Genomic DNA, 20,746 nt, shown 5'->3' with positions numbered 1-20,746 from the left:
CGCAACACAGGTCTACGCGGGTAGGGCCAGGAAATCATGCAGGGTTGGCAACCGCATCCCTGTTACTTTTGCGCTGCCGTGCCTGCTTTATGCTACCGATCAAGACATTTAAACGAGCTCTGCATAGAACGAATATCAGGCCGCAGTAAGCCATGCCGCCTACAAGGGTTTCCGCGGTCAAGCGTGGATACGGGGACCAACGAATTAGCAATTCGTGGAGGAGGAAAACGACTGCAACCATTCCTGCACAGGCTATCGTAGGTCGCAGGAATTGCGCCAAATATGCCGGGACACTCAACTCTATATGCTGCGAAACCTTCCAACTGGTGATCGGCCAAAACAACAGAACTTCGATCATTATGGCTAAAACAATTGTCGTGACGCCATAAGGATAAAGAATTGCGATCGTCAGGAGTGTGAGGAGGTTTCGTGCCAGCTGGTAGTAAAACCACCAATCCATCTCTCCCTGGCTCTTGATCAAGGATGCCTGCACGTAGCCGATCCCAGCCATCAATCCGATGACGCAGTAGAACCGGACCGGCCAAACGGCCGCGATCCAATGTGCACCGAAAATTGTCGTGATCGCATCACCGGCAACGGCGGCAAGGCCAATGAATACGGGGTACGAAACCAGAGCGCAGCCAAAGGTTGCCATTAGAAATGCTTCTCGAACTTTCTTCGGATCAGCCCGCAATGAAGAAAGCAAGACGTGCGTGACAGATGTTAAGCCCCCGGCGATGACGTTGTTGATCATATCAAACAGGCGCTTCGAAAAGTTATAGATCCCGAGCGCTGACGGGCTCAAGAGCACCCCAATGAGCAAGTTGTCCAAGCTCATCGTCTGTAAAAACCGAGTGCCAGATGCAAAGAACCCATAGTGAAGCAGCTCATTGAGGCTTGCTCTCTTCAGGTGAAGCCCGGGCAGCCACCCAGCGCCCCAGAAAGCGGCGCCGCATGATGCCGCTGTGGCCGCGATCTGTGCAATCGCAAGCCCCCACAAGCCGAAACCCGCGAGAACCAAAACAAGGCAAATGCAGGCAGAAGTGATCGTCGCAATCACAGTGCGGACGGCTACCAGATGAAACGACATCTTCCGATTGACAATTGCATTCGGAACGACGGCCGTGAAGTCGAAGAAAACCTTCAATCCCATGATGTAAATCAGGGGTGTGATTTGCTCATGCCCGACATAGACCGCGATTGGCGAAGCGGCGACGCACAAAGCACCATAGATCAAAAATGAAAAAGCGAGCGAAAGCAGGAATATTGTATCCAGATGGCTGCGCCTGATTTCGGCTTTTTGTATGATCGCTTCGCCAAATGCCGTCGGTCCAAAGCTGCCCGCAAATGACACGATGCTGAAGGCCAGCGCGACAAGGCCGAAATCCTGAGGCTGGAGAACGCGAGACGTCACCACAAAGACAGCGAAGGTCAGGACTGTCGGAATAAGCGTGCTCAGCGCCGACCAGAAAGCACCCGTAACGGCTGCGGCGGATCGGTTCTCACTGACATGGCTGAATAGAATATCGTCGTCTCGTAAAACCGACAAAGTGAGCTCCTACCGGGAATCAGACTATGGAGGGTTGAGGCATTAGATCGGGGGCGGGAATAGCGGGACTTGGATTCATGGGTTTACTCGACTTGTACCAAGTTCCTCCCATCTCATACGGCAGGCGAGACATTGCTGCTAAGAGCTCACTGGCATTTGTCGCTTTCTCCACCAGAGGGCTATCGCCAGTCTGGCTACCGATGACGTCGTGCAGATTGCTTCCGTCCCTCGCAACCGCGATATGCGGCTTATTCAGCAAAAGACAGAGAATATGACCGTGTAGATGGTTGGTGATGATCCGTTGCGCGCCGGACAGGATCTTCACGCCGTAATCGACATATCGAGCCGCGACATCCTGACGATGTTGGGCGATCATCGCTGTGCGGCTAAAGCCATGCCGCAACGCCGACTTGACGACGCTCGACTTGCGCATGCGCGACAGACTGTTCGGACCATTGATCCAATTGGTAAGAGGTCCGTCTACGATCGCTCGCGCTTTCGCTATATCGACCTCGCCCTCTCCGAGAGGCTGCATGACATATAATACCCGGAGAGGATCGGCTTCGAACGGTTTCAGCGGTCCCATGCCGAATGCCGTGTCCGGGCCGGCCTCGACATCACAATCGAAGTTGGCTTTCGCTAACTCGAAACTCTGACCATCGCGCGTCATGCAAAAAAAATTGCGATGCCTCCCGATCGTACGTTTCGCATATTCCTTGAGGGACTCGTTTGCGAAATGAATCGTTTGCGGCATCTGGATGATCGTTCGATCCGGATATCTCCACATCAAACGGTAGCGAACATCATCCCTGCCCGTCTGCGCGTCTCCAAAGTCGGTCCATCCGCAAATGAATATTGGAGCGTCGCCTGGTGTTGTCTTTATCTCATCTATACTTTGCGCGGCGTTGCTCGTCAGCACCGGGAGGCGCCCCGTTACTTCACGCAATACCATCGACAACCCAAGCCAACTCGCATGATGGCCAGGATCTTTATTTGATGGGAAGTTTATTAAAACGTAAGGCTGTCCCCGGCTTACAAATTTCCTTACAATTTCAATCAACTTTTCTTTTTGTCGTCGTATTACAACTTCGCCGAGGTGATGCATATACTCAACTTGTATTTTCAAAACTCAAACAGCAATTACAACCGCAATTTTGAAGAGTCGATTGGAGGATGAATTACTTTTAGGTCATAGTTAAGTGGGCAAATTGTCTCACTTCTTGGCCACCTGCGATCACGAGGTTCGAGCGTGGTCGACGCCTTTTAAGCCTTGGCGACAGGTCCACTTTTGGAGCGTTTGTTGTCTGCTTGAGGCCAAAGTCGACCTTCCCGATTGAGACTCCGACGTGGCGGATTGCTCAGTAATTTGAGACCCGAATTGCGCCTGTGACAGCGGAGTTCGTTCGCCATGGACGCTTGCAATCTTGGCTACGATCAAAGTGGTGACCGGAAGTAAGACGCGGCAACCGGTTGCCGAATTCAGTCCCGTGCAAGCTACTTAAGGTTTCTCTCTTCCATTGTTAAACGCCTGACGCGGTGAATGATGAGCAAGCTGGATGGAGTAATGTCGCTCCTGGCGGCTCGGAAACGCCATGCCAAAAATAAGTGAAGGTCACTATGCGCGTCGGCATCGTTGCTTTAATTCTCCCAGTGATTTTGTCGGTCGTATCGCAGTCCGCCGCACAAGAAGATCGTAGGTCTTTCGGCTTGCTCGACCGTCTCCCAGACGAAGACCCTTCATGTGATTTCGTCAACCGTTCTTATGAGCGCACCTTTGGAGGCAATTTCGCGTACCGGCTTTACGGCGTTCAGCCGACGGGCGCTTTTGACCTGCTCGAAATTCGAGTCTTCATTGGTGATTTCGCTTATGATCGACAGGGGCTCGGTAGATGGCATTTGCGACACCGTGGGCTACGCAAGACTGTAGATGGTATCGGAGCAGTTTTCCGGCATTGCTCGAACGCTTCCGACAGCCTCTATGGCGCTGTGCCGGTGAAGGTTTTTCAGGTGGACTGGGCAAGAAATGGCTATAACGCCAAATCAGAAGTCGTGATTTCTACAGCAACTTCAAAAATCATCAAAACCACCCGCCAGTTCGTTGGAGCCACCCCAACCGGCTTCCCCGTGATGACGGAAATCTTCGAGACGAAGCGAGATCGGATCAAAGCTCCCTCTGACGCAGTCGATCTTCGCAACGAGTAGGTTTTGCGCGTTCCATGGCTACTGATCCCAGATGAATGGTTGGTCCAGTTGAAGGCTCGTTCGGGGGAAGTCGCTGAGAAAGCGTGCCGAGAGAAGGCCTCTTATATGGCGCGCGCGTTGCACAGGGCTGTTCTATGGCTGCCCGAGGGGTTTGGCCTTCTCCGCCTCGCATTCCGGCAGTCGCACAGGTTTGGCGAGGTTCGCCAGCGCCTCGGGCTTGGCGCATGCCGGGAAGCCAGCGAGCGGCATTGTCTCTATGAATCGATTGCGCTCGATTGTGCTTAGGCCGGGTTCACTGATCATGCTCTCGACACTCACCTCGGGGTGCTGCTTGAGAGTTTCCATAGCTGAAGCATGCGCCTCATCGGTTCGACCCAGTGCCGCAAGCGAGCTGCTGCGCACCACCCAAGTCCACCTTTGGTAGTTGTCAGGCGTCATGCGCTCCAGCATCGTCACCGCGTCCTCATACCGCCCCGCCATAAAATAGGCAGGTGCGAAGAAGTTGGACGCCCACATCGGATAGTTCGGGTCGAGCCGCATGACCTTGTCGACCATTTGAGCACCGCGTTCTGGTTCACCGAAGCGTGCTGCATAGCCGCTGTAAAAGGTCAGGATTTCGGACGAACCCGGAGCCAGGCGAAGGGCCGTCTCGAATTCGGACTTGCCGCGGCCCATATCGCCCTTATTGGCAAGGCTCATACCAAACACCGCATGGGCTTCAGCGTCGCTCGGATCAAGCCGCACCGCGCGTTCGGCCACATCGGCGGCCACCTTGCGGTTGCTCTCGGGATCGACGCCAAACACGCCCATCAGATCATGAGCATGGTAAAGTTCGACCCAGGCCCGGGCCAGCCCCGGGTCGAGCTCGACGGCGCGGTTGAGCAAGGTGATGGCCTCCTCGTCATCAGCCTTGGTGAGCTTTTCAATCTTCTCGGACCCGAGCAGATAGTAATCATAGGCATTCAGGTTTTCAGGCCGTTTGCGTTTGGCTGCCGCCCGCCCGGCCTCTTGAATCAGTCCCACTCCGCCGCCGAGGCGGTTGGCGACCTGCTCTGCGATTTCTGTCTGAACGGCGAACACATCCTCAGCGGGCCGGTCCCAATTCTCCGACCAAAGATGGTGGCCGGTTTTTGCGTCGATCAACTGTGCTGTGATCCGTACCCGGCCACTCTGCCGCTGGATCGAGCCTTCCAGAACAAAGCCGACATGGAGCGCGCTTGCGACCTGGCGGGCATCCACGGGCTTGCCTTTATAAACGTCCGTCGAATTCCGCGCCACCACCTCGAATTCGGGAAACCGCGCGAGGTCGGTGATGACGTCCTCGGTCAGGCCATCGGCCAGACGCCCGCTAGCCTCGTCGCCGCCATAATTGTCGAAGGGCAGCACCGCCACCGACGGCTTGCCGCTCAAAGGTTCGGGCTGCGAGAACCACCAGACCCCGCCGCCCGCCAGAGCCAGCGCCACGATCGCCGCTGCAGCCGCCTTGGCCCAGCGCGGTATCATTTTGAGAAGGGGCCGACGCGCCCGTTTGCCGTCGAGCCTCAGCCGATACATCCGTACCGGGCGGCTGATGTTCTTGACCTGCTGCTCGCCGGCGAAATCGAGCGGCCAGTCGAGTTTGCCCTGGAGATGATCGTATGCCGTGCCCGACACCACCACGCCGCCCGGCTCGGCCAAATGCTCCAGCCGCGCGGCGACATTCACCCCATCCCCATAGACATCGCCATCCACCAAGGCCACATCGCCCAGATTGATCCCGACGCGAAATACGATGCGCTCAGGCTCCGGTAGGTCGGCGTTGCGCGCCGCCACGACATTCTGAAACTCCGCGGCGCAGGCAACCGCATCAACCACGCTATCGAAGGAGACGAGCGCGCCGTCGCCCATCAGCTTGATAATTGTGCCATGGCGCTGGGAGATGGCGGGATTGATCAGTTCGGCGCGGATGGCCTTCAGTCGCTTGATGGTGCCGGCCTCATCGGCCTCCATCGCCTTCGAGTAGCCGACCATATCCGCCGCAAGGATCGCGAGCAGCTTTCGGTCGAGCGCGGGGGTGCCCATCATCGTTGCCTTGCATGAACATGCAATAGTAGCGGCAGTCTACACCCATCGAAGCGCTGCAACTAGCACACCGCCAAAACGGCAGGTCTGCTTGTGGTGCTATCCGGCCCAGAGCCGAAGCAGACCTCACGCGTCCCGAAGGGACGCTCCTCAGCACGTTGAGAATATCTGGCATCCGCACGCCGACACTGCCATAAATGAGCTTCATCGAGGGGAGGCATCATGATGCAGAAGAATGCGCCGGACTTCAGCCTTGAGGGCAAGGTGACTTTGGTGACGGGAGCGAGCCGTGGCATCGGTCGAGCTTGCGCGCTTGCCTGTGCCAGAGCAGGCTCCGATATTGTCTTAGGGGTCCGCGATGTCGCAGCGTCGGCGGGTCTGGTTGCCGAACTCGAGGGGGCGGGACGAAAAGTCCTCCCTGTTGAACTGGACATTCCCAACAAGGCCCATATCGCACAAGCCGTCGACGCGGCGCTTACGACGTTCGGTCGGATCGACGTCCTCGTCAACAACGTCGGCGTGGCTCCGGGCAATCTCGCGGAACTCGTTGAGGAGAAGGACCTTGACGAGACACTCGATGTCAACATCAAGGGCACTTTTCTGATGACGCAGGCAGTTGGGCGTCACATGATCAAGCGCAATGGGGGCCGGATCATCAACATCAGCTCACAGGCCGGTACCGTGGCACTGCGCGGCGAGGCAATCTATTGCATGAGCAAGGCGGCAATTAATCACCTCACGCGCTGCCTTGCAGCCGAATGGGCACCCTATAATGTCACCGTAAATACCGTATCGCCGACATTCATTCACACCGATGGTACAGCACCATTTCTATCCGATGCCGACAATCACAAAGCGACGCTTGGTCACATTCCACTCGGCCGGATCGGTGAAACCGATGATGTGGTGGGTGCCGTGGTCTTCCTAGCATCGCCGGCTGCGAGCCTCATCACCGGCGCGAACCTGCTGGTGGACGGTGGATGGTCCGTCGCCTGAGGCCTAGGCTGGCTGCGCAGGAGCGCAAGACACGGTCTCGAAGGCAAGGGTCGCCGGGTTGGCAACATTGACCGCACGTCCGTCATGGCGCGAAGTTCGTCGGGACGGACCTGTTGCGCAACCTCTCGATGCGCTAATCTTGACCGATGAAACTCAGCCAGACCATACGGTTCTGCGCCTCCGCCGACGGCACCCGGATAGCCGTCGCATCGTGCGGGACGGGACAAGTGATCCTGCGGGCGGCTCACTGGCTTAGTCATGTCGACTATGATGTCGAGAGCCCGGTCTGGCGGCCATGGCTGCAGGCGCTCTCGGCCGGCAACCGGTTTGTGCGCTACGATCCGCGCGGCTGCGGCCTATCGGACCGGCATGTCGCCGATCTTTCGGTTGAAGCGTGGCACGCGGACCTGGATGCCGTGGCAGCCTCCATCGAGGAACCGCGTTTCGTCCTCCTCGGTCTTTCGCAAGGCGGCGCCCTCAGTATCGCATTCGCCCTGAGACATCCCGAGCGGGTGTCACATCTGGTGCTCCTGAATGCCTATAGTCAGGGTGCGCGGGCACGCGCGCAGACCGAGCCCGAGCGCTTGGAGGCCGAGACGCTCGTCAACCTCATCCGCATCGGTTGGGGCCGCGACAATCCGGCGTTCTGTCGGTTTTTTACCAACCTTTTCATTCCGGACGGGACACCCGAACAGCATCGCTGGTGGGGCGATCTGGAGCGTGTGACGGCAGCACCCGACGTTGCCGCGCAACTGCTCTGGCAGATGCAGGGGCTCGATGTGCTTGATCTGGCGACGACACTTCGCGTCCCGACTTTGGTTGCGCATAGCCGCGGCGATATGCGCGTGCCGTTCGACCAAGGCTGCAAGCTTGCTGCCGCGATTCCCGGAGCACGCTTCATACCGCTCGAGAGCAAGAACCATGTGCTCTTGCCAGACGAACCGGCCTGGGCCGTCTTCCATGCCGAACTTGCAACCTTCCTCGGGCAGGATCGACCGGTGCGACCGCGCGCAGTTCGCGACGCCGGTCTGACACCCGCCGAGGCGGCGCTTCTCGACCTCGTCGCGGAGGGGCTCGACAATCGCGCGATTGCAGCCCGCCTTGGCAAGAGCGTGAAGACCGTGCGCAACCAGCTGTCGGTGATTTTCAGCAAGCTCGGCGTGCATAACCGTTCGCAGGCGATCGTCATGGCGCTTTCCAGGTAGCGAGCTGCATCGCCGACATCTTTGGGACAAACGCCCCTTTGCCGGGCCTGAATCCGCAGCTGCGCGGGACAGCTGTCTCATGCCGTCAGGCGCGAGGCGTCTCATCCTTGAACCGCGATCGGCAACAGGCCGCCCGTCAATCAGGAGGAATCCGACATGACCCAACTCAACGAAACAACGCTCAATGAGCTCGTGGGCCGCATCCTTGGCGACCTTGGCGGTGCAGTCAGCGTGCCGCTGGTGCGGATCGGAGACGCGCTCGACCTCTACAAGACCCTCAGGGATATCGGACCCGCGACTGCCGACGATCTCGCCGAGGCCGCGGGATGCGCGCCGCGTTATGTGCGCGAGTGGCTGGCAGCGCAGGCGGCTTCGGGCTATGTGCATTACGAGAATGGCCGGTTCTCGCTCACGCCCGAGCAGGCCTACGTGTTTGCTGAACCCGACAGCCCGGTCAACCTGATCGGTGCGTTCGATACGGCTGCCGCGATGGTCGAAAACCAGCCGAAGGTGCAGTCTGCCTTCAAGACCGGTCGAGGCGTGGCTTGGGGGGATCAGGCCGGCTGCATGTTCTGCGCCGTGGCGAGGCTGTTCCGGCCCGGCTATGTGAACGCCCTCGTGCAGGACTGGCTGCCTGCGCTCGATGGCGTCGTCGACAGATTAAAGGCGGGCGCGACTGTGGCCGACGTGGGGTGCGGACATGGGCTGTCGACGATCCTCATGGCGCAGGCTTTCCCCAATTCCCGGTTCATCGGCTACGACTTCCATGCGGATTCGATTGCGGCCGCGACTGCCCACGCCCGGGCAGATGGCCTGGCGAACGTGCATTTCAAGGTGGGCCGGGCGCAGGACTTCGACGGAAGCGACTTCGATCTGATCACCTGCTTCGACTGCCTGCACGACATGGGCGACCCCAAGACCGCGGCGGCGCACATCAGAAAGGCGCTGAAGCAGGGTGGCACGTGGATGGTGGTCGAGCCCACGGCCGGGGATACACTCGAAGACAACATCAACCCGGTCGGGCGGCTCTACTACTCGGCCTCGACGATGATCTGCGTTCCCACCTCCCTGGCGCAGGAGACAGGACTCGCGCTCGGCGCCCAGGCGGGAGAGAAGCGATTGACGGAGGTGATCCGGTCAGGCGGGTTCACACATGTCCGGCGCGCAGCCCAGACCCCGCTCAACATGGTGCTCGAAGCAACCTGATGAGAAGTCGTGGCGCGTCCGTGTCCGGCCAGATGGGGGGCGCTCCTCATCTGGGACCGCTCTTGGCGAGCCTGACGCTGGCGGGCTTCATCTAGAGCCTTTCCGGGTTAGATTGCAGCATTCTGTTGGCTCAAACGGAGTCGGATGGTCGACCGGCCGGCGCGCGTCGTAGCCCAGTTCTACGGCCAAGCCGGCCGGTCGATCAGGCGGCCCGTTTCAGCCAACCCGAAGGGCCGGGCATCTTTCCGCCAGGATCAAAGGCGATCGGCTCGGACGTACCTTGGGGTATGCCCGTCGCCAATCGCCTTTGCCCTGACGAAAACCTGCTCCGGCAGAATGCTTCAATCTAACCCGGAAAGGCTCTAGAGAGGTACTTGCTCAGGAATGCTCGAACGCTGCTAAAGGACTGTGCGGCCGCCGTCGCATTATATTCTTCCCGATGTCCGAATGCCGTCTTTGCCACCGCAACGTACGGGGAATCGAAATCATGGTATGCGCCCGGATAGACGTTGAGTTCGATTGGCGGACCTTTGCCACTCAGGTGAGAAACCCTCTGCCGACACCTTTCGGCGGGGCTCCAATCGTCCAATTCGCCATTTAGGATCAAAGTTGGCACCGTCGCATCGCCCTCATGGGGAGCGCAAACCGGATAGTAGGCGACTGCAGCCTTGAACTTTCGATCCATGAACTGCTCGTTGCCTTCGGATTTCGTGGCTTCCAGTGTTGCGATTCCACCAGCCGAGAAGCCCATCAGCCCTACCCGTCGGGCATCAACGAAGGTGAATGTCGATAGGAAATCGAGAGCCCCGTAGGCATCGAAGACCCGATCGGGAAGATAGCGCTCGCAGGTGTTGTCGATGTTGCGGGTCGTGAAGCTGTCAACCACAAGCACGACATATCCCCATGAGGTCAACCGTTGCGGCCAGTAGGTCTTGGTGTTCGGCCGAATACCTCCGCAACCGTGCATGACAACGACGGCCGGAAATGGACCATCTCCCTCTGGTCGGCTCAGATATCCCAGCAAGTGCGTGGTTTGGGCCTGCGGGAGAGTGACACCTTGTTCCCTGGCCTTGCGTTCCAGGAATGGACTTGGCTTTACGACTGCGCTGTCAAATCGCACCAACTCGTCAGCGTGAGCCGCAGGATTGAGCTGCACGATGGCGATGAGCAAAAGTCCGAAAGCAAGCTTTGTGATTTGCATCGAATTGTTCCGCGGGGAGACAGGCAATTGATCAAACGCTATCCACAACCGATCATCATCTAGACGCGGAAACTTCGACGTCCATAGGCTAAAAAGGGGCGTGGCAAATAGCCGCCCCTCATGAGTATCTGACGGCTTTTTATGCCGATGCCGGATTTATTTTAGCGGCTGGTGTGCGTGATGCGCTGTTTCTGCCAAGGCTAAACCGCACAGCGATATCGGCCTCGACGGAGCGTTGTCAGCCAAACCGGTCTACCAGGAAATCTATCACCGTCCGCAACATCGCTGTCGGCCGCCGGTTCGGCGCATAGACGAGGTGCATCGGTACAGGCTTGTAGGACCATTCCGGCAGCACCTGCTCAAGCCGTCCTTCGGCGATATCGGCGGCGAGCAGCAGCTCCGGCTGAAGCGTAATTCCCGCGCCGCTGAGCGCCGCCATGCGCAGCGCCGCTCCCTGGTTGGTGGAGAATTTTCCGGAAATCAATACATCGCGCATTTCGCCGCCCGGTCCGACCAGGTGCCAGCGATCCTGCATGCGCCAATAGGAGTGGCCGAGGCAGAGATGGTTCGCCAGAGCCTCCGGCGAGGCCGGCCGACCATGGCGGGCAAGATAGTCCGGCGAGGCAGCGAGAATCCGCCGGTAGGGCGTGAGCGGGCGGGCGACGAGGCTGCTGTCCGAGAGCGGGCCGATGTGGATACCGAGCTCGAACCCCTCCCCGACGAGGTCATGGACATTGTTGTCGAGCGATAGCTCGATGCTGACGTCGGGATAGGCGTTCTGGTAATCGACCAGCGCCGGCACCAGGACTTGCGTCCCGAAGCTGACCGGCGCAACCAACCGAAGGCGACCGCGCGGCGCCGATTGCAGCTCGCTCGCCGAAGCCTCGGCCAGCGCTACTTCGGAAAGGGCGCGCTTGCAGCGCTCGTAATAGAGCTGACCAACCTCTGTCAGCTGGTGGCGTCGCGTGGTGCGGTGGATCAGCTTCGCCCCGAGCCGGGTCTCAATCGTCTTGATGTGCTTGGCAACCATGGCAGGCGACACTTGCGCGATCTCCGCGGCGGCCGCGAAACTGCCATTGTCGATGACCCTGACGAACATCGCCATGCCGGCCAGCTTGTCCATTGCCTACCTGTCGGTTTCGAATGACGATACCAGCAGCTTATTTATCAACCAAGGAATTTACAACATGGTCGTGATGCCCGCGCCAAGACGACGGACATCACCAACCTGACCAAGGAGACACCATGCCCATTCTTCACCTGCAGATGCATCCCGGCCGCACCGACGATCAGAAGCGCGCCTTCGCGCGCGAAGCGACCAAGGCCGCCGTCGAAACCCTGGCGTGCCCGCCGGAATCGCTGGAAATCCTGATAACGGAGATCGCCAAGGATTCCTGGGCGGTCGGTGGCAAGCTGAAATCCGAGGCCTGAGAGACGACCCGCAGCGTCGGACGCTCGAGCTGCGGGACGCCGCCGCCACAGTATCGGACAGGGAGCCGGCAGGCGGCTCCCGTGCTGAATGTGAAGGGCGGCCGGTTGACCTAAGCGAACTTTTTCGTCGTCGAAGGATAAGGCTGCTTTGCGCCTCATGTCAGTCGTAGAGCCCAGCCAAGCGGCGGCTTGAAAGCGCACAACGCATTGGACTGGCGAGGCGGCATGTTTGCGTAAAAGCGGATTTTATTTTGGCCCTGTGTCCAGCGGTTCACTCGTTCGCGAGCACCGTCTTTCCAGATGCAAATTGGCGATCATAGAAAATCCGAACCGACAGAACGACGCCGGCGATCAGGACAACAACCCCGGCGACTGCGATCGGAGTTGGCCAGCGCGCATGCACGACAAGTCCGCCGATCACGCCGAAGGCAGTCTCTGAGACGATCAATTGCGCGGCCAAGGCAACCGGCAGGCTGCGTGAGGCTATATTCCAGGCCCAGACGCCGCCCACGGTGGCCAGCAGCGCGAGAGTTGTGCCCCAGACATAGAGGTTGCCGGCAGCGCTCCAGCCGAATCCCAATGTAGGAAGCCGGAAGAGGCCCATCGCGGCACCGATGGGAAAGAAGGCCAGCATCAAGACGCCGCCGCCAACCAGTATCAGCGCCGACCACACGCCGGAGGGCATGTCCGGCCGTGCGGCGAGTGCTGCCTGATTGGAAAGCGCGAACCAGACCCAAAGGCCCACGGCAGCAAGCGCCAGCGGCACGCCAATCCACAATGATTGCACAGTGTCCAGTCCTTCGGCCGTCAATGCCGTGCCATTGACGAGGCCAAGGCCGACCAGCACCAGTGCCAGAGGCACCATGAGGGATCGCCATGGCAATGATGCCTGACGCTGATTGCCAATGACCATCAATACGATTGGTACGAGCCCGAGAAAGGCCGGAGCGATGACTGGGCCGGCAAAGAGGGCCGCTCCCGTCACTGTCAGGAAGTAGCCGACATAGCCGACGAAGGCGAGGCAGATGGCATGCAGGCAGTTTCGAAGCGTGAGGTGGCGCATGACACCCTTCTCGGAAAACAGAATGTAAAGCCCGACGAGTGCCGAGACGACGTGACGGATGAGGGCAAAGTCAAAGGTGGAATAGTCACCGATGATGAAGGGCACGACGAAGTTGAGCGAAAAGGCAAAGGCCGCAAAGAGCGCGGCCGACACGCCAACATAGAAAAGTCTGTCCATAATGTTCACCCTTTTGAAGTTGCGTCACCGAGCCCTGGTCTCCGCGACACCGAGTGTGCCGTTTGGCAATCAAGCGAAATGCTTGATCGAATGGGGAAAATTTACCGGCCACGCGCTCTGGCCGGTAGCCGGCGAAAATGAGAACCAGCCTCTCGATACGCATCACCCGGATCGTGAAACGGTGCTGTATCGCGGGGGCCGCGATGCGTGTGCAACGCTTCGAAGCGGTCATCGCTGCATCATCGGGATTGGATTCACGCAGACGGCCGGGCCGCCTGTTCAGCGGAGCCGATTTCCCATATCCTCGACATCGAGGCTTTCAATCGGCGGGATGTTGGATCGGCGTGATGCAATGCGGGTTCTGCGTGCGGTAGTTGACGCCGGCAGCTGAACGCGCCGCCGCCGAGCGTCAGCCGCAAGGTCGCCGACCCGCCGGAACTGCTCAGACCGGGCGAACTTCGGCAAGCCGCTTGACTGCATACTCGTCCCGCCAGCAGACGGCGGCTTCCCATGCAGCTGATGCTTGCGCGGCGATGTCATGCGTGCCGTCGTCGAGGTCGGCAGCGTTGCCGGGCAGCACCAGGTCAAGGTCGGGGACGTCGACATGTGCCTCGTCCCAATCGATCAACGCGACCCGATCCGCGGTCATGCGGACGTTGCCGGGGTTGCTGAGGTTGCCATGGACAACGCATGTCTGGCGTCCGACTAGCCGCGCCCAGGCTGCTCGACATCGAACAACGCCCTCCGGCGGCATCGCGGCAAGGTTGATCCTCGTTCCGGTTTCGGCATGCAGGAGGTCGCTCGACGATCGCCAGCCTGGGCGCTGCGGCCAGCCCTGCGTCAACCGATGCAGTTTGCGGAGCGTTTCGGCCACGCGACGCCAGTCGGACTCCGTCTCGGGCGGTCCGCCCTCCATGTACTTCATGACCACCAGACTGTTCGCGAACAGCCGGCCGTCAGTCGTGGGGATCGGCACTGGAACGTTCATCCCTTCACGGTCGAGATGTTGGAGCAGCTCGGTTTCCCAGGCGAGGTCAGCGTCGGTCCTGGAGCCGAAACGAGCGACCGCGATCTGCCCGTGGATGCGAACGCTCCACACGTCGTTGGCGACTCCACCGGCAAGTGGTTCGATGCGGACCGCACCTTCACCCCATTGCTCCAGTGCTTCCCATCCCATTGACAATATCCCTGGCGGTCGTGATCAAATCGACGGAGAAATAGAAAAAGTTTGCGACGTCACGATGTCCGCTGCTGGCGCAAACGTGACGTCGAAAAAGCGGGTAGCCCCTTGATATAAGGCCTATGTTCGCATCATCGGGGGAAGGTCCGATCGTCGCTCTCGAACTCCCTGCGGGACGAGCGATAGAGTAGCGATACCCGCCTCATCGGCCGCACGCAGAAGCGCATCCCGGAATTGTTCCGGGGCAATCTTCCCGCTCAATGCGTCGACGCAGGCTTTGACGGCAGCCACATATTCCTCGCCGTCATCGCAAGGCCAGTCGTTGATCAGGAGACGCGCCGCGTCGCCGAGCGTCCATACGATCTTGCGAGATGCCGGGCCTCGCAAAGCAAATCCAACCGGCGTGAATGCTGATGATGTGTTCCAGCACATTGTCCTCGACCCCTCAAGGCACGGATACTGCAGTCCCCAGCTCAATATACGCGCGTATTCTGAAATTTGGAATTGAAAAGTGTAGAGGTATGCGGCTTGAGCGCGAGCTGTCGAATGAAGAAGAAAGGGCACTCTGGAACCTTATGTGGGAGCGCCCTGCGCTCCGTCGACAAGGGTTGCACTGATGGATGCATTCCGGGTTCGCAACCGATTACCCGCCCCATTATCAGCGGCGCACCGCTTTCTTTTTTCGATCTCCACGCCTCGGAATCCCTCACCGCAATTCCGCGGTGACGCTGAAGATGCCGCCGGCGGGGCGAAGCGACCCTCCACATCACCCTGATGATCGAACGGTGGGTTATTTTGTGATTTTAACGACTTTGGTGACAAAATTAAAAACAGCCTTTCTGTAAGCTCGCCGCTTTGGAGCTGTGCGCTTGATCACCACACGTCACTTCACCTATGCGGCAATTCTGCTCGGCCTCTTTGCAGGCTTGGCCGGGGCTTATTCGCTAAGCAATCTGTCGCTCGAAGGGATGGATCGGAGCCGCTTCACCTATGAGTTTAGGAAGTGCTACTATCCAAACTGTGACCGTATGATCGTGCATGACAGATGGCTCGACGAAGCTCTAGCAAAAGCACAGCGACGCGGTCATTGATGATCGGGCGAGGACAATCCGCTTTGCGTTTTCATGGCGCAGTCACGGCAAGGCAGTATACAGTCAAGCGGATCCCCACTGTCGAAAGCCATACATGCAGCGCCTGCCCCGTGCTCCCAAAGCCGTCCTGTTCGACATGGACGGTTTGATGTTCGATACCGAAGCTCTGTATCGCGATGCCACGATCACGGCTGCACGGAATGCAGGCTTCGAATTGCCTCTGCCGGCCTATCTTGAAACCATTGGTTTGCCGGCTTCCAGTGTCCGCGAACTTTTGTTGGCCCGGTTCGGCAAGAATGCCCCTCTGGAGGATCTCTGGAGGCAGGCCTCGGAACTCTTCACGCAGATGGTGCAAACGGATTTACGAACGAAAGCAGGCTTGCCGGAAATTCTATCCTTCCTCGAAGAGGCGCGGATCCCTTCGGCCATCGTAACCTCATCGGATCGGACGGCCGTCGAGGGCCATCTTTCCGCAACCGGCCTGCAAGACCGGTTCCAAACCATTGTTGCCTATGGCGATTACGGGGTGGGAAAACCGCATCCCGCTCCATACCTGCTGGCCGCCGAGCGGCTCAACTTGCCCATTTCAGAATGCGTTGCCCTGGAAGACTCCAGAAATGGGGTTCTCTCCGCATCAGGCGCCGGAGCGATGACCATCATGGTGCCGGATCTGGTTCAGCCGGCTCCAGATCTTCTTGGTCGCTGCGCTTGCGTCTTGGCGGATCTTCACGCCGTTCGGGACTTGATCGCAATCTCGAGTGGGCACGAGTAGGTGGCATCGAGGCGGGCGAGACGGAGCAGGAAATCGTCGATTTTCTGCCGGTGGCTTGAGAGCCAAGCCAAGGCATTTTAATCGAGAGCTACACCGCCTTGACGTGAATCGAACCGCAGAGCCGCCGTGGAGCAGTGAGGGAACAAAACTGCAGGCCCTACAGATGCACTCTGCACTTCATGCAGTTGACAGGCCGGGACGGTTCTTTCATCTGGAGCGCCAGATCAGGAGCCTCTCACATGACCCTTACCGTACGCCCCGCGACGCCTTTAGACGCGGCAACGATCCTGCGATTCGTCCGCGAATTGGCCGACTATGAAAAGGCAATCCACGAGGTCGAGGCGACCGAGGAGAGCACGCGTGCGGCGATCTTCGGCGACGGTTCGGTCACGCATGCGCTGATCTGCGAACGCGAAGGCCAAGCGATCGGCATGGCGGTCTATTTCTTCAGCTATTCGACTTGGCAGGCGAAGAACGGCCTTTATCTGGAAGATCTCTACGTAACACCGGACGCGCGCGGCTCGGGGGCCGGCAAGGCGCTGCTGCGGCGCCTAGCACAGATCGCGCTGGAGAAGAGCTGCGGCCGCTTTGAATGGAGTGTGCTCGACTGGAACGAACCTTCGATCCGCGTCTATGAGGCGATCGGCGCGGAGCCGCAGAAGGAATGGATCCGCTATCGGATGGCGGGAGAGAAGCTGGCGGCGTTTGCCCGCGGCTAGAACTCTCTCTTTTTCCTGGCGACGGCCTCGATTTTCGGAGCCTTTTTCAGCTCCGGCCGCGTCAGCAGTGCGTCCCGCCTCTTCCAATATATCCGCAATCAGGCATTGGACCGCTCAGGAATGCCGTCCGGCGATATTCGGCCTGTTCGAGACGGCCCCGGCTCTGGTCGTACTTGGCCTTCACCGCATTGAGATTGGCTAGTAATCGGCACACAGCTCCCGCTTTCAGATCTCCACCCTTCTGATCCCTCACCGCAATTCGGCAGTAACCCGGAATATCCCGCCGGCCGAAGCGTCGGAGCAGACGACGAAGGTCGAGCCCTCCTGCGCCATGAAGGCGACATTGCCGCCGGCTTCGCAGGGGGTGGCGCTCCATTGCAGGATGATATCGCCATTGTCGGGCAGCTTTTCCGTGGTGATCTTTGTTGCACTTGCCATCCATTCCGTCGCCGACGGCAGGTGGACCGGGGCGTTCAGCTGTTTCGACAGCCAGGCCGTATAGTTCTGCGCCACGGCAAGCGGCACGTCGTCGGCCGGCTGCTGGGGATTGTCGGCATAGGCCTGGGCTGCGGCGGGATCGGAGTTGGCGGTATAATATTCGGCCATCTCGGCGCGGGTGACGGCCTTCGTCTGCATGCAGAAGGACTTGTCGATCTTCACGGCGCCATTGGCAACGCCAAGCATGCCGCCGAGTTCCTTCATCGACGAGGTCATCAGCCGGACATTCTCCAGCGAATAACTTCCCGCCGGCACGGTCTCGAAGGCAAGGGTCTGCGAAACGGGGCAGAAGCCGCGCGCCGATAGCGCCTCGAGATCGGCCAGGATCGGCTGGTAGGCAACGACGGCAAGCTTATAGGCTTCCGCGGTGTAGCGGCCGTCGGCCTCGCCGATCTTCGGGGCGAGGGCTGCAAGCGTCGGTTCGGCAGCACCTGCACGTGTCGCGATCGAGGCGCTGAGATCGGTGACTTTCTGCTTCAGCGCCGTCGCCTCGTCCTTTGCCGCCATGACGTCGGCGATGACGGCGTCGAACAGTTTGGCGGCGTCGCCATAGCCTGTGGTCGCGGCCGGCATCTGCCATTGCTCGGCCTTGGTCTTGGCGTCCGCCATCAGCCCGCTCGCCTTTTTGACGTCGGGGCTATCGCCGGCGCCGATGCGATTGACGGTTTCGCGTTTTGCCGCCGCGTCCTTTTCGGCGGCGGCCAGCGCGGTGAGTGCCTTGGCGAGATCGTCAAACGTCGTTTTCGATGCGTCGTAGGCGTTGACCGCAGCATGCATCTGCTTTGCGGTGGCGGCGTCGGCGGCGGTCTTCATCTTGGCGTCCGCCTCGGCAAAGCCTGGCGCCTTGTCGCCGCCTGCGGCCGAAGCGGCAGCTTTCGCCTTTTCGGCATTCTCCTTGGAGATGCCGATCAGCGCATTGCCGAGATTGATGGCTGCCGTCTGGAAGCCCGGAAGCGCCTTTTCGTAATCTTCGTCCTTGAGCAGGGCATCGGCCGAGGTCAGCGCCGCAGCACCCGTGTCATAGGAAAGCTTTGCCTGGTCACCGGAAGGGCGCTCCGGCGCCTTGGCGGCAATCGCCTTCTGCTTGCGGCTTTCGGCCTCCTTCTTCCAGACGCCGACATCGGCGACGAGTTTCGGATCCGGGCGAAGAAGTTTTGGAATGGTGACGACGCCGACGCCGATGCAGATCAGCAGCAGCGCCCCGATCATGGACAGCTTGGCAAGCGTCCATTTTTTCGGTTTCGGCGCCTCCTGCTGCTGTTGCATGCCGCCGCGCGGATCCCACGACATCGGCTGGATGCCCGTCGTCACCCGGGCGAATTCGCCCAGCGCATCGGCGCCCATGCGCGGACGCTGAGCAGGGTCGCGGCTCAGCATCCTTTCCACAAGGCTTGCAAGACCCTCGGGAAAACCGGGGATCAGCACGTCCAAGCGGGGAAAGACGTTGGAAGGGTCGAGGTGGATGTTCTTCCAGCTCTGCTCGCGCTGGTGCTCGTCCTCCCAGACCATGACGCTGTCGAAGACGCTGGCATAGGTCTGCCGCGGCAGGAAGAGCTTGTAGGCAATCATGCCCATTGCGTAGATGTCGAGTGCCGATGAGGCGGAGAAGGTGCCGCTGGCATAAATCTCCGGCGCGCCGAATTCCGGCACATAGGGCGGGATGATGTGCTCGCCGATCTTCGAGATCAGGTGCAGGTTACCGATCCGGACCGAGAGGCCGGAATAATCTTCGGAGACATAGATGCACTGGTCGGTCAGGGCATTGTGGGCGTAACCGGCGCCGTGCAGCGTCGCCAGCCCTTCGAGGATGTGGCGGCCGATCTCGACGGCGCGCTCGTAAGCCACCATCTCCGTTTCGTCGAGATACTGGTGCAGCGTTTTCGACGGACGCTTCTCGACGATATAGAAATTGTCGTCTTCCGGGGACGGCGGAATGAGGTCCTCGATTTCGACGAAACGCCGGGCCGTCAGCGATTTGGCCTCGTTGATGGAGGTCCAGACCCGCTCGAAACGGGCCTTGTCGAGTTTCAGCGCCACATCTGGTGTGACGATGAAGACCGCATGGTCCATCCGCTTGTCCTGGGCGGGATAGACGATGAACTCGTTTTCATAGATCGGCTCGCCGATCGTGTAGCGGGCGATCAGATCACTTCTCATGCACTTGTCCCCCTGCATTCATTGCATTCATGAAACCGAATTCTATTCGCCTGCCAGCAATGGATCGCCGATAAGGCCTGCGGCGAGCAGCAGGCCGGTCTTGGTATCGCGAAGCGCGAAGGCGAAACGGGCATCGGCCACAACGCGAATAAGCTTCGGATCGATGCTACGTTCCGTGATAACAGCCGTGGCTGCCGCTGCCTCCGTGCCGTTTTCGTCAACCTTGATCATCGTCTTCTGCAGGACGCGCGACAAGCGGATGTTTTCCTTGGTGAAACCCGGGAAACCGGCATCCTTGGCCTTCTCGGGCGCCACGCCCATCGCATTGAGTACCGGCATCAAATCACGCCCGTCGTTCAGGGAAAAGCGGGGCAGGAAGATTTCGCCCTTGGCAGCTTCGAATTTCTCGCCCTGAAGCCAGGAGGCAAGCGTCTTCAGGTCTGCGCCGCTCACACCCTTGCCGGAGCGCGCCGCCACCACGACCATGCTGTAGCCCTCGCCGGCATAGGCAAGATCGACAGCTGAGAATTTCTCATCGGAGCGGAACCTCTGCCCGTCGCCGGCAAGATGCATCATCGGCACCGAAATCGTCGAGCCATCCGGCCGCTGAAAGGGGCTTGCCGGGCTCTCCTTCTCGAAGGAAGTCTTCCAGCGCGCCTTGAACGAGAGTGCGCCGAGGCTGACGAAGCCGCCGCCGGGGGGTGCATCCAGGATTACAGGAATGGCGCCCCGCGTGGCTTGCTTGACCCAGCCGTTGATGTGCTCGACCGATTTCGGTCCGTCGAGGTCCTCGATCGAAGGCTTGATGTGGTGGGTGGCGAGCATGGGGAGCGCATCGGGAACGAGCACCAGCTTGTCGTCGAAGACGATCGCGACCGCGGTCGCCAAAGGCGCATCGGCCGCTGCCGGCCTTTCCGGAGACATCGCGTCGAGCACCGTCTCCGGTCCCCTCACCGCGCCACCGAAACCGAGGCCTTTGGCGATCGATGCCTTGCCCTCTTCGGAGGCGCCGAGGCCTGCGAGACCGAGCGCGGCGGCAAGGCTTGCCGGCGACACCATGATATTGGCAGCACCCTCTTTTGCCAGGGTGCGGTCGATGAGTTCGGCGGCAAGCGCCGCCTGCGCTGTCAGCATCGCCTGGCTGTCGCCGGTCTCGCCGGCATGGCCGGCTGGGGCAAGCGCCATCAGGGAGGCGGCAAGACCCGCCAGCAGAGTGGATTTCGGCATGGTTCGCTCCT

Annotated in this window: 18 protein-coding genes; 8 read left to right on the top strand and 10 right to left on the bottom strand. The window is 59.8% G+C overall.

The features are described from left to right. Positions 1 to 34 precede the first annotated feature (34 nt). Positions 35 to 1,549, bottom strand: coding sequence for a lipopolysaccharide biosynthesis protein (locus BS629_RS23290; RefSeq protein WP_018246164.1), 1,515 nt, complete (start codon positions 1,547 to 1,549; stop codon positions 35 to 37). Positions 1,550 to 1,568: 19 nt separating this feature from the next. Beyond that, entirely contained in the window at positions 1,569 to 2,654 is a 1,086-nt protein-coding gene (locus BS629_RS23285) for a polysaccharide pyruvyl transferase family protein (protein ID WP_018246165.1), read from the bottom strand. A 512-nt stretch (positions 2,655 to 3,166) separates the two neighbouring features. Here BS629_RS23285 and BS629_RS23280 point away from each other — a divergent pair. After that, complete coding sequence (locus tag BS629_RS23280) at positions 3,167 to 3,751, top strand: hypothetical protein (RefSeq protein ID WP_018246166.1); 585 nt, start codon at positions 3,167 to 3,169, stop codon at positions 3,749 to 3,751. Between the two features lie 132 nt (positions 3,752 to 3,883). Here BS629_RS23280 and BS629_RS23275 read toward each other — a convergent pair whose 3' ends face one another. After that, positions 3,884 to 5,812, bottom strand: coding sequence for an adenylate/guanylate cyclase domain-containing protein (locus BS629_RS23275; RefSeq protein ID WP_018246167.1), 1,929 nt, complete (start codon positions 5,810 to 5,812; stop codon positions 3,884 to 3,886). Between the two features lie 225 nt (positions 5,813 to 6,037). On the opposite strand from BS629_RS23275, the gene BS629_RS23270 reads away from it, so the two are divergent. The 3 genes from BS629_RS23270 (at position 6,038) to BS629_RS23260 (ending at position 9,219) form a co-directional block, all read left to right on the top strand. Beyond that, positions 6,038 to 6,808, top strand: coding sequence for an SDR family NAD(P)-dependent oxidoreductase (locus tag BS629_RS23270; RefSeq protein WP_026188735.1), 771 nt, complete (start codon positions 6,038 to 6,040; stop codon positions 6,806 to 6,808). Between the two features lie 146 nt (positions 6,809 to 6,954). After that, positions 6,955 to 8,013 carry an alpha/beta fold hydrolase gene (locus BS629_RS23265; RefSeq protein WP_018246169.1) on the top strand — a complete coding sequence of 353 codons (1,059 nt, stop codon included), beginning with the start codon at positions 6,955 to 6,957 and terminating at the stop codon, positions 8,011 to 8,013. A gap of 156 nt (positions 8,014 to 8,169) precedes the next feature. Beyond that, the gene (locus BS629_RS23260; protein WP_018246170.1) at positions 8,170 to 9,219 is read left to right on the top strand and encodes a class I SAM-dependent methyltransferase; all 1,050 of its coding nucleotides are present in this window, start codon (positions 8,170 to 8,172) and stop codon (positions 9,217 to 9,219) included. A 346-nt stretch (positions 9,220 to 9,565) separates the two neighbouring features. Here BS629_RS23260 and BS629_RS23250 read toward each other — a convergent pair whose 3' ends face one another. Further along, a complete protein-coding gene (locus tag BS629_RS23250) occupies positions 9,566 to 10,420 on the bottom strand; it encodes a dienelactone hydrolase family protein (protein ID WP_018246171.1) in 855 nt (284 codons plus the stop codon). Positions 10,421 to 10,658: 238 nt separating this feature from the next. Then, complete coding sequence (locus BS629_RS23245) at positions 10,659 to 11,543, bottom strand: LysR family transcriptional regulator (RefSeq protein WP_018246172.1); 885 nt, start codon at positions 11,541 to 11,543, stop codon at positions 10,659 to 10,661. Between the two features lie 122 nt (positions 11,544 to 11,665). Here BS629_RS23245 and BS629_RS23240 point away from each other — a divergent pair, with 122 nt between their 5' ends. Next, on the top strand, positions 11,666 to 11,851 hold the full coding sequence (locus BS629_RS23240) for a 4-oxalocrotonate tautomerase (protein ID WP_003553363.1): 186 nt from the start codon (positions 11,666 to 11,668) through the stop codon (positions 11,849 to 11,851). A gap of 271 nt (positions 11,852 to 12,122) precedes the next feature. On the opposite strand, the gene BS629_RS23235 is transcribed toward BS629_RS23240, so the two are convergent. The 3 genes from BS629_RS23235 to BS629_RS23225 form a co-directional block, all read right to left on the bottom strand. Then, entirely contained in the window at positions 12,123 to 13,091 is a 969-nt protein-coding gene (locus BS629_RS23235) for a DMT family transporter (RefSeq protein ID WP_018246173.1), read from the bottom strand. 442 nt (positions 13,092 to 13,533) lie between these two features. Next, on the bottom strand, positions 13,534 to 14,268 hold the full coding sequence (locus BS629_RS23230; protein WP_018246174.1) for a phosphotransferase enzyme family protein: 735 nt from the start codon (positions 14,266 to 14,268) through the stop codon (positions 13,534 to 13,536). 123 nt (positions 14,269 to 14,391) lie between these two features. After that, positions 14,392 to 14,703 (bottom strand): DUF982 domain-containing protein, encoded by a 312-nt coding sequence (locus BS629_RS23225; protein ID WP_018246175.1) that lies wholly within the window; start codon positions 14,701 to 14,703, stop codon positions 14,392 to 14,394. Positions 14,704 to 15,140: 437 nt separating this feature from the next. On the opposite strand from BS629_RS23225, the gene BS629_RS38540 reads away from it, so the two are divergent. From BS629_RS38540 to BS629_RS23215, 3 genes are all read left to right on the top strand, one after another. Then, positions 15,141 to 15,362, top strand: coding sequence for a hypothetical protein (locus tag BS629_RS38540; RefSeq protein ID WP_128408931.1), 222 nt, complete (start codon positions 15,141 to 15,143; stop codon positions 15,360 to 15,362). Positions 15,363 to 15,456: 94 nt separating this feature from the next. Further along, positions 15,457 to 16,134, top strand: coding sequence for an HAD family hydrolase (locus BS629_RS23220; RefSeq protein ID WP_077988517.1), 678 nt, complete (start codon positions 15,457 to 15,459; stop codon positions 16,132 to 16,134). 239 nt (positions 16,135 to 16,373) lie between these two features. Then, a complete protein-coding gene (locus BS629_RS23215; RefSeq protein ID WP_018246177.1) occupies positions 16,374 to 16,853 on the top strand; it encodes a GNAT family N-acetyltransferase in 480 nt (159 codons plus the stop codon). Between the two features lie 249 nt (positions 16,854 to 17,102). Here BS629_RS23215 and BS629_RS23210 read toward each other — a convergent pair whose 3' ends face one another. Together BS629_RS23210 and BS629_RS23205 are read right to left on the bottom strand one after the other, a co-directional pair. Continuing rightward, entirely contained in the window at positions 17,103 to 19,508 is a 2,406-nt protein-coding gene (locus tag BS629_RS23210) for a protein kinase domain-containing protein (RefSeq protein ID WP_018246178.1), read from the bottom strand. Positions 19,509 to 19,550: 42 nt separating this feature from the next. Continuing rightward, positions 19,551 to 20,735 (bottom strand): serpin family protein, encoded by a 1,185-nt coding sequence (locus BS629_RS23205; RefSeq protein WP_018246179.1) that lies wholly within the window; start codon positions 20,733 to 20,735, stop codon positions 19,551 to 19,553. Between the last annotated feature and the right edge of the window lie 11 nt (positions 20,736 to 20,746).

Source organism: Rhizobium leguminosarum bv. viciae USDA 2370, assembly GCF_002008365.1.
GTDB classification, from domain to species: Bacteria; Pseudomonadota; Alphaproteobacteria; order Rhizobiales; family Rhizobiaceae; genus Rhizobium; species Rhizobium leguminosarum.
Note: the sequence above shows the minus strand (reverse complement) of the source record. Positions and strands in the feature narration are given on the sequence as shown.

Excerpts from the sequence above, each read along its gene's own strand:
- BS629_RS23285 (WP_018246165.1), bottom strand. The coding sequence starts at position 2,654 with ATGCATCACCTCGGCGAAGTTGTAATACGACGACAAAAAGAAAAGTTG.
- BS629_RS23280 (WP_018246166.1), top strand. The coding sequence starts at position 3,167 with ATGCGCGTCGGCATCGTTGCTTTAATTCTCCCAGTGATTTTGTCGGTC.
- BS629_RS23275 (WP_018246167.1), bottom strand. The coding sequence starts at position 5,812 with ATGGGCACCCCCGCGCTCGACCGAAAGCTGCTCGCGATCCTTGCGGCG.
- BS629_RS23270 (WP_026188735.1), top strand. The coding sequence starts at position 6,038 with ATGCAGAAGAATGCGCCGGACTTCAGCCTTGAGGGCAAGGTGACTTTG.
- BS629_RS23265 (WP_018246169.1), top strand. The coding sequence starts at position 6,955 with ATGAAACTCAGCCAGACCATACGGTTCTGCGCCTCCGCCGACGGCACC.
- BS629_RS23260 (WP_018246170.1), top strand. The coding sequence starts at position 8,170 with ATGACCCAACTCAACGAAACAACGCTCAATGAGCTCGTGGGCCGCATC.
- BS629_RS23250 (WP_018246171.1), bottom strand. The coding sequence starts at position 10,420 with ATGCAAATCACAAAGCTTGCTTTCGGACTTTTGCTCATCGCCATCGTG.
- BS629_RS23245 (WP_018246172.1), bottom strand. The coding sequence starts at position 11,543 with ATGGACAAGCTGGCCGGCATGGCGATGTTCGTCAGGGTCATCGACAAT.
- BS629_RS23240 (WP_003553363.1), top strand. The coding sequence starts at position 11,666 with ATGCCCATTCTTCACCTGCAGATGCATCCCGGCCGCACCGACGATCAG.
- BS629_RS23235 (WP_018246173.1), bottom strand. The coding sequence starts at position 13,091 with ATGGACAGACTTTTCTATGTTGGCGTGTCGGCCGCGCTCTTTGCGGCC.
- BS629_RS23230 (WP_018246174.1), bottom strand. The coding sequence starts at position 14,268 with ATGGGATGGGAAGCACTGGAGCAATGGGGTGAAGGTGCGGTCCGCATC.
- BS629_RS23225 (WP_018246175.1), bottom strand. The coding sequence starts at position 14,703 with ATGTGCTGGAACACATCATCAGCATTCACGCCGGTTGGATTTGCTTTG.
- BS629_RS23220 (WP_077988517.1), top strand. The coding sequence starts at position 15,457 with ATGCAGCGCCTGCCCCGTGCTCCCAAAGCCGTCCTGTTCGACATGGAC.
- BS629_RS23215 (WP_018246177.1), top strand. The coding sequence starts at position 16,374 with ATGACCCTTACCGTACGCCCCGCGACGCCTTTAGACGCGGCAACGATC.
- BS629_RS23210 (WP_018246178.1), bottom strand. The coding sequence starts at position 19,508 with ATGAGAAGTGATCTGATCGCCCGCTACACGATCGGCGAGCCGATCTAT.
- BS629_RS23205 (WP_018246179.1), bottom strand. The coding sequence starts at position 20,735 with ATGCCGAAATCCACTCTGCTGGCGGGTCTTGCCGCCTCCCTGATGGCG.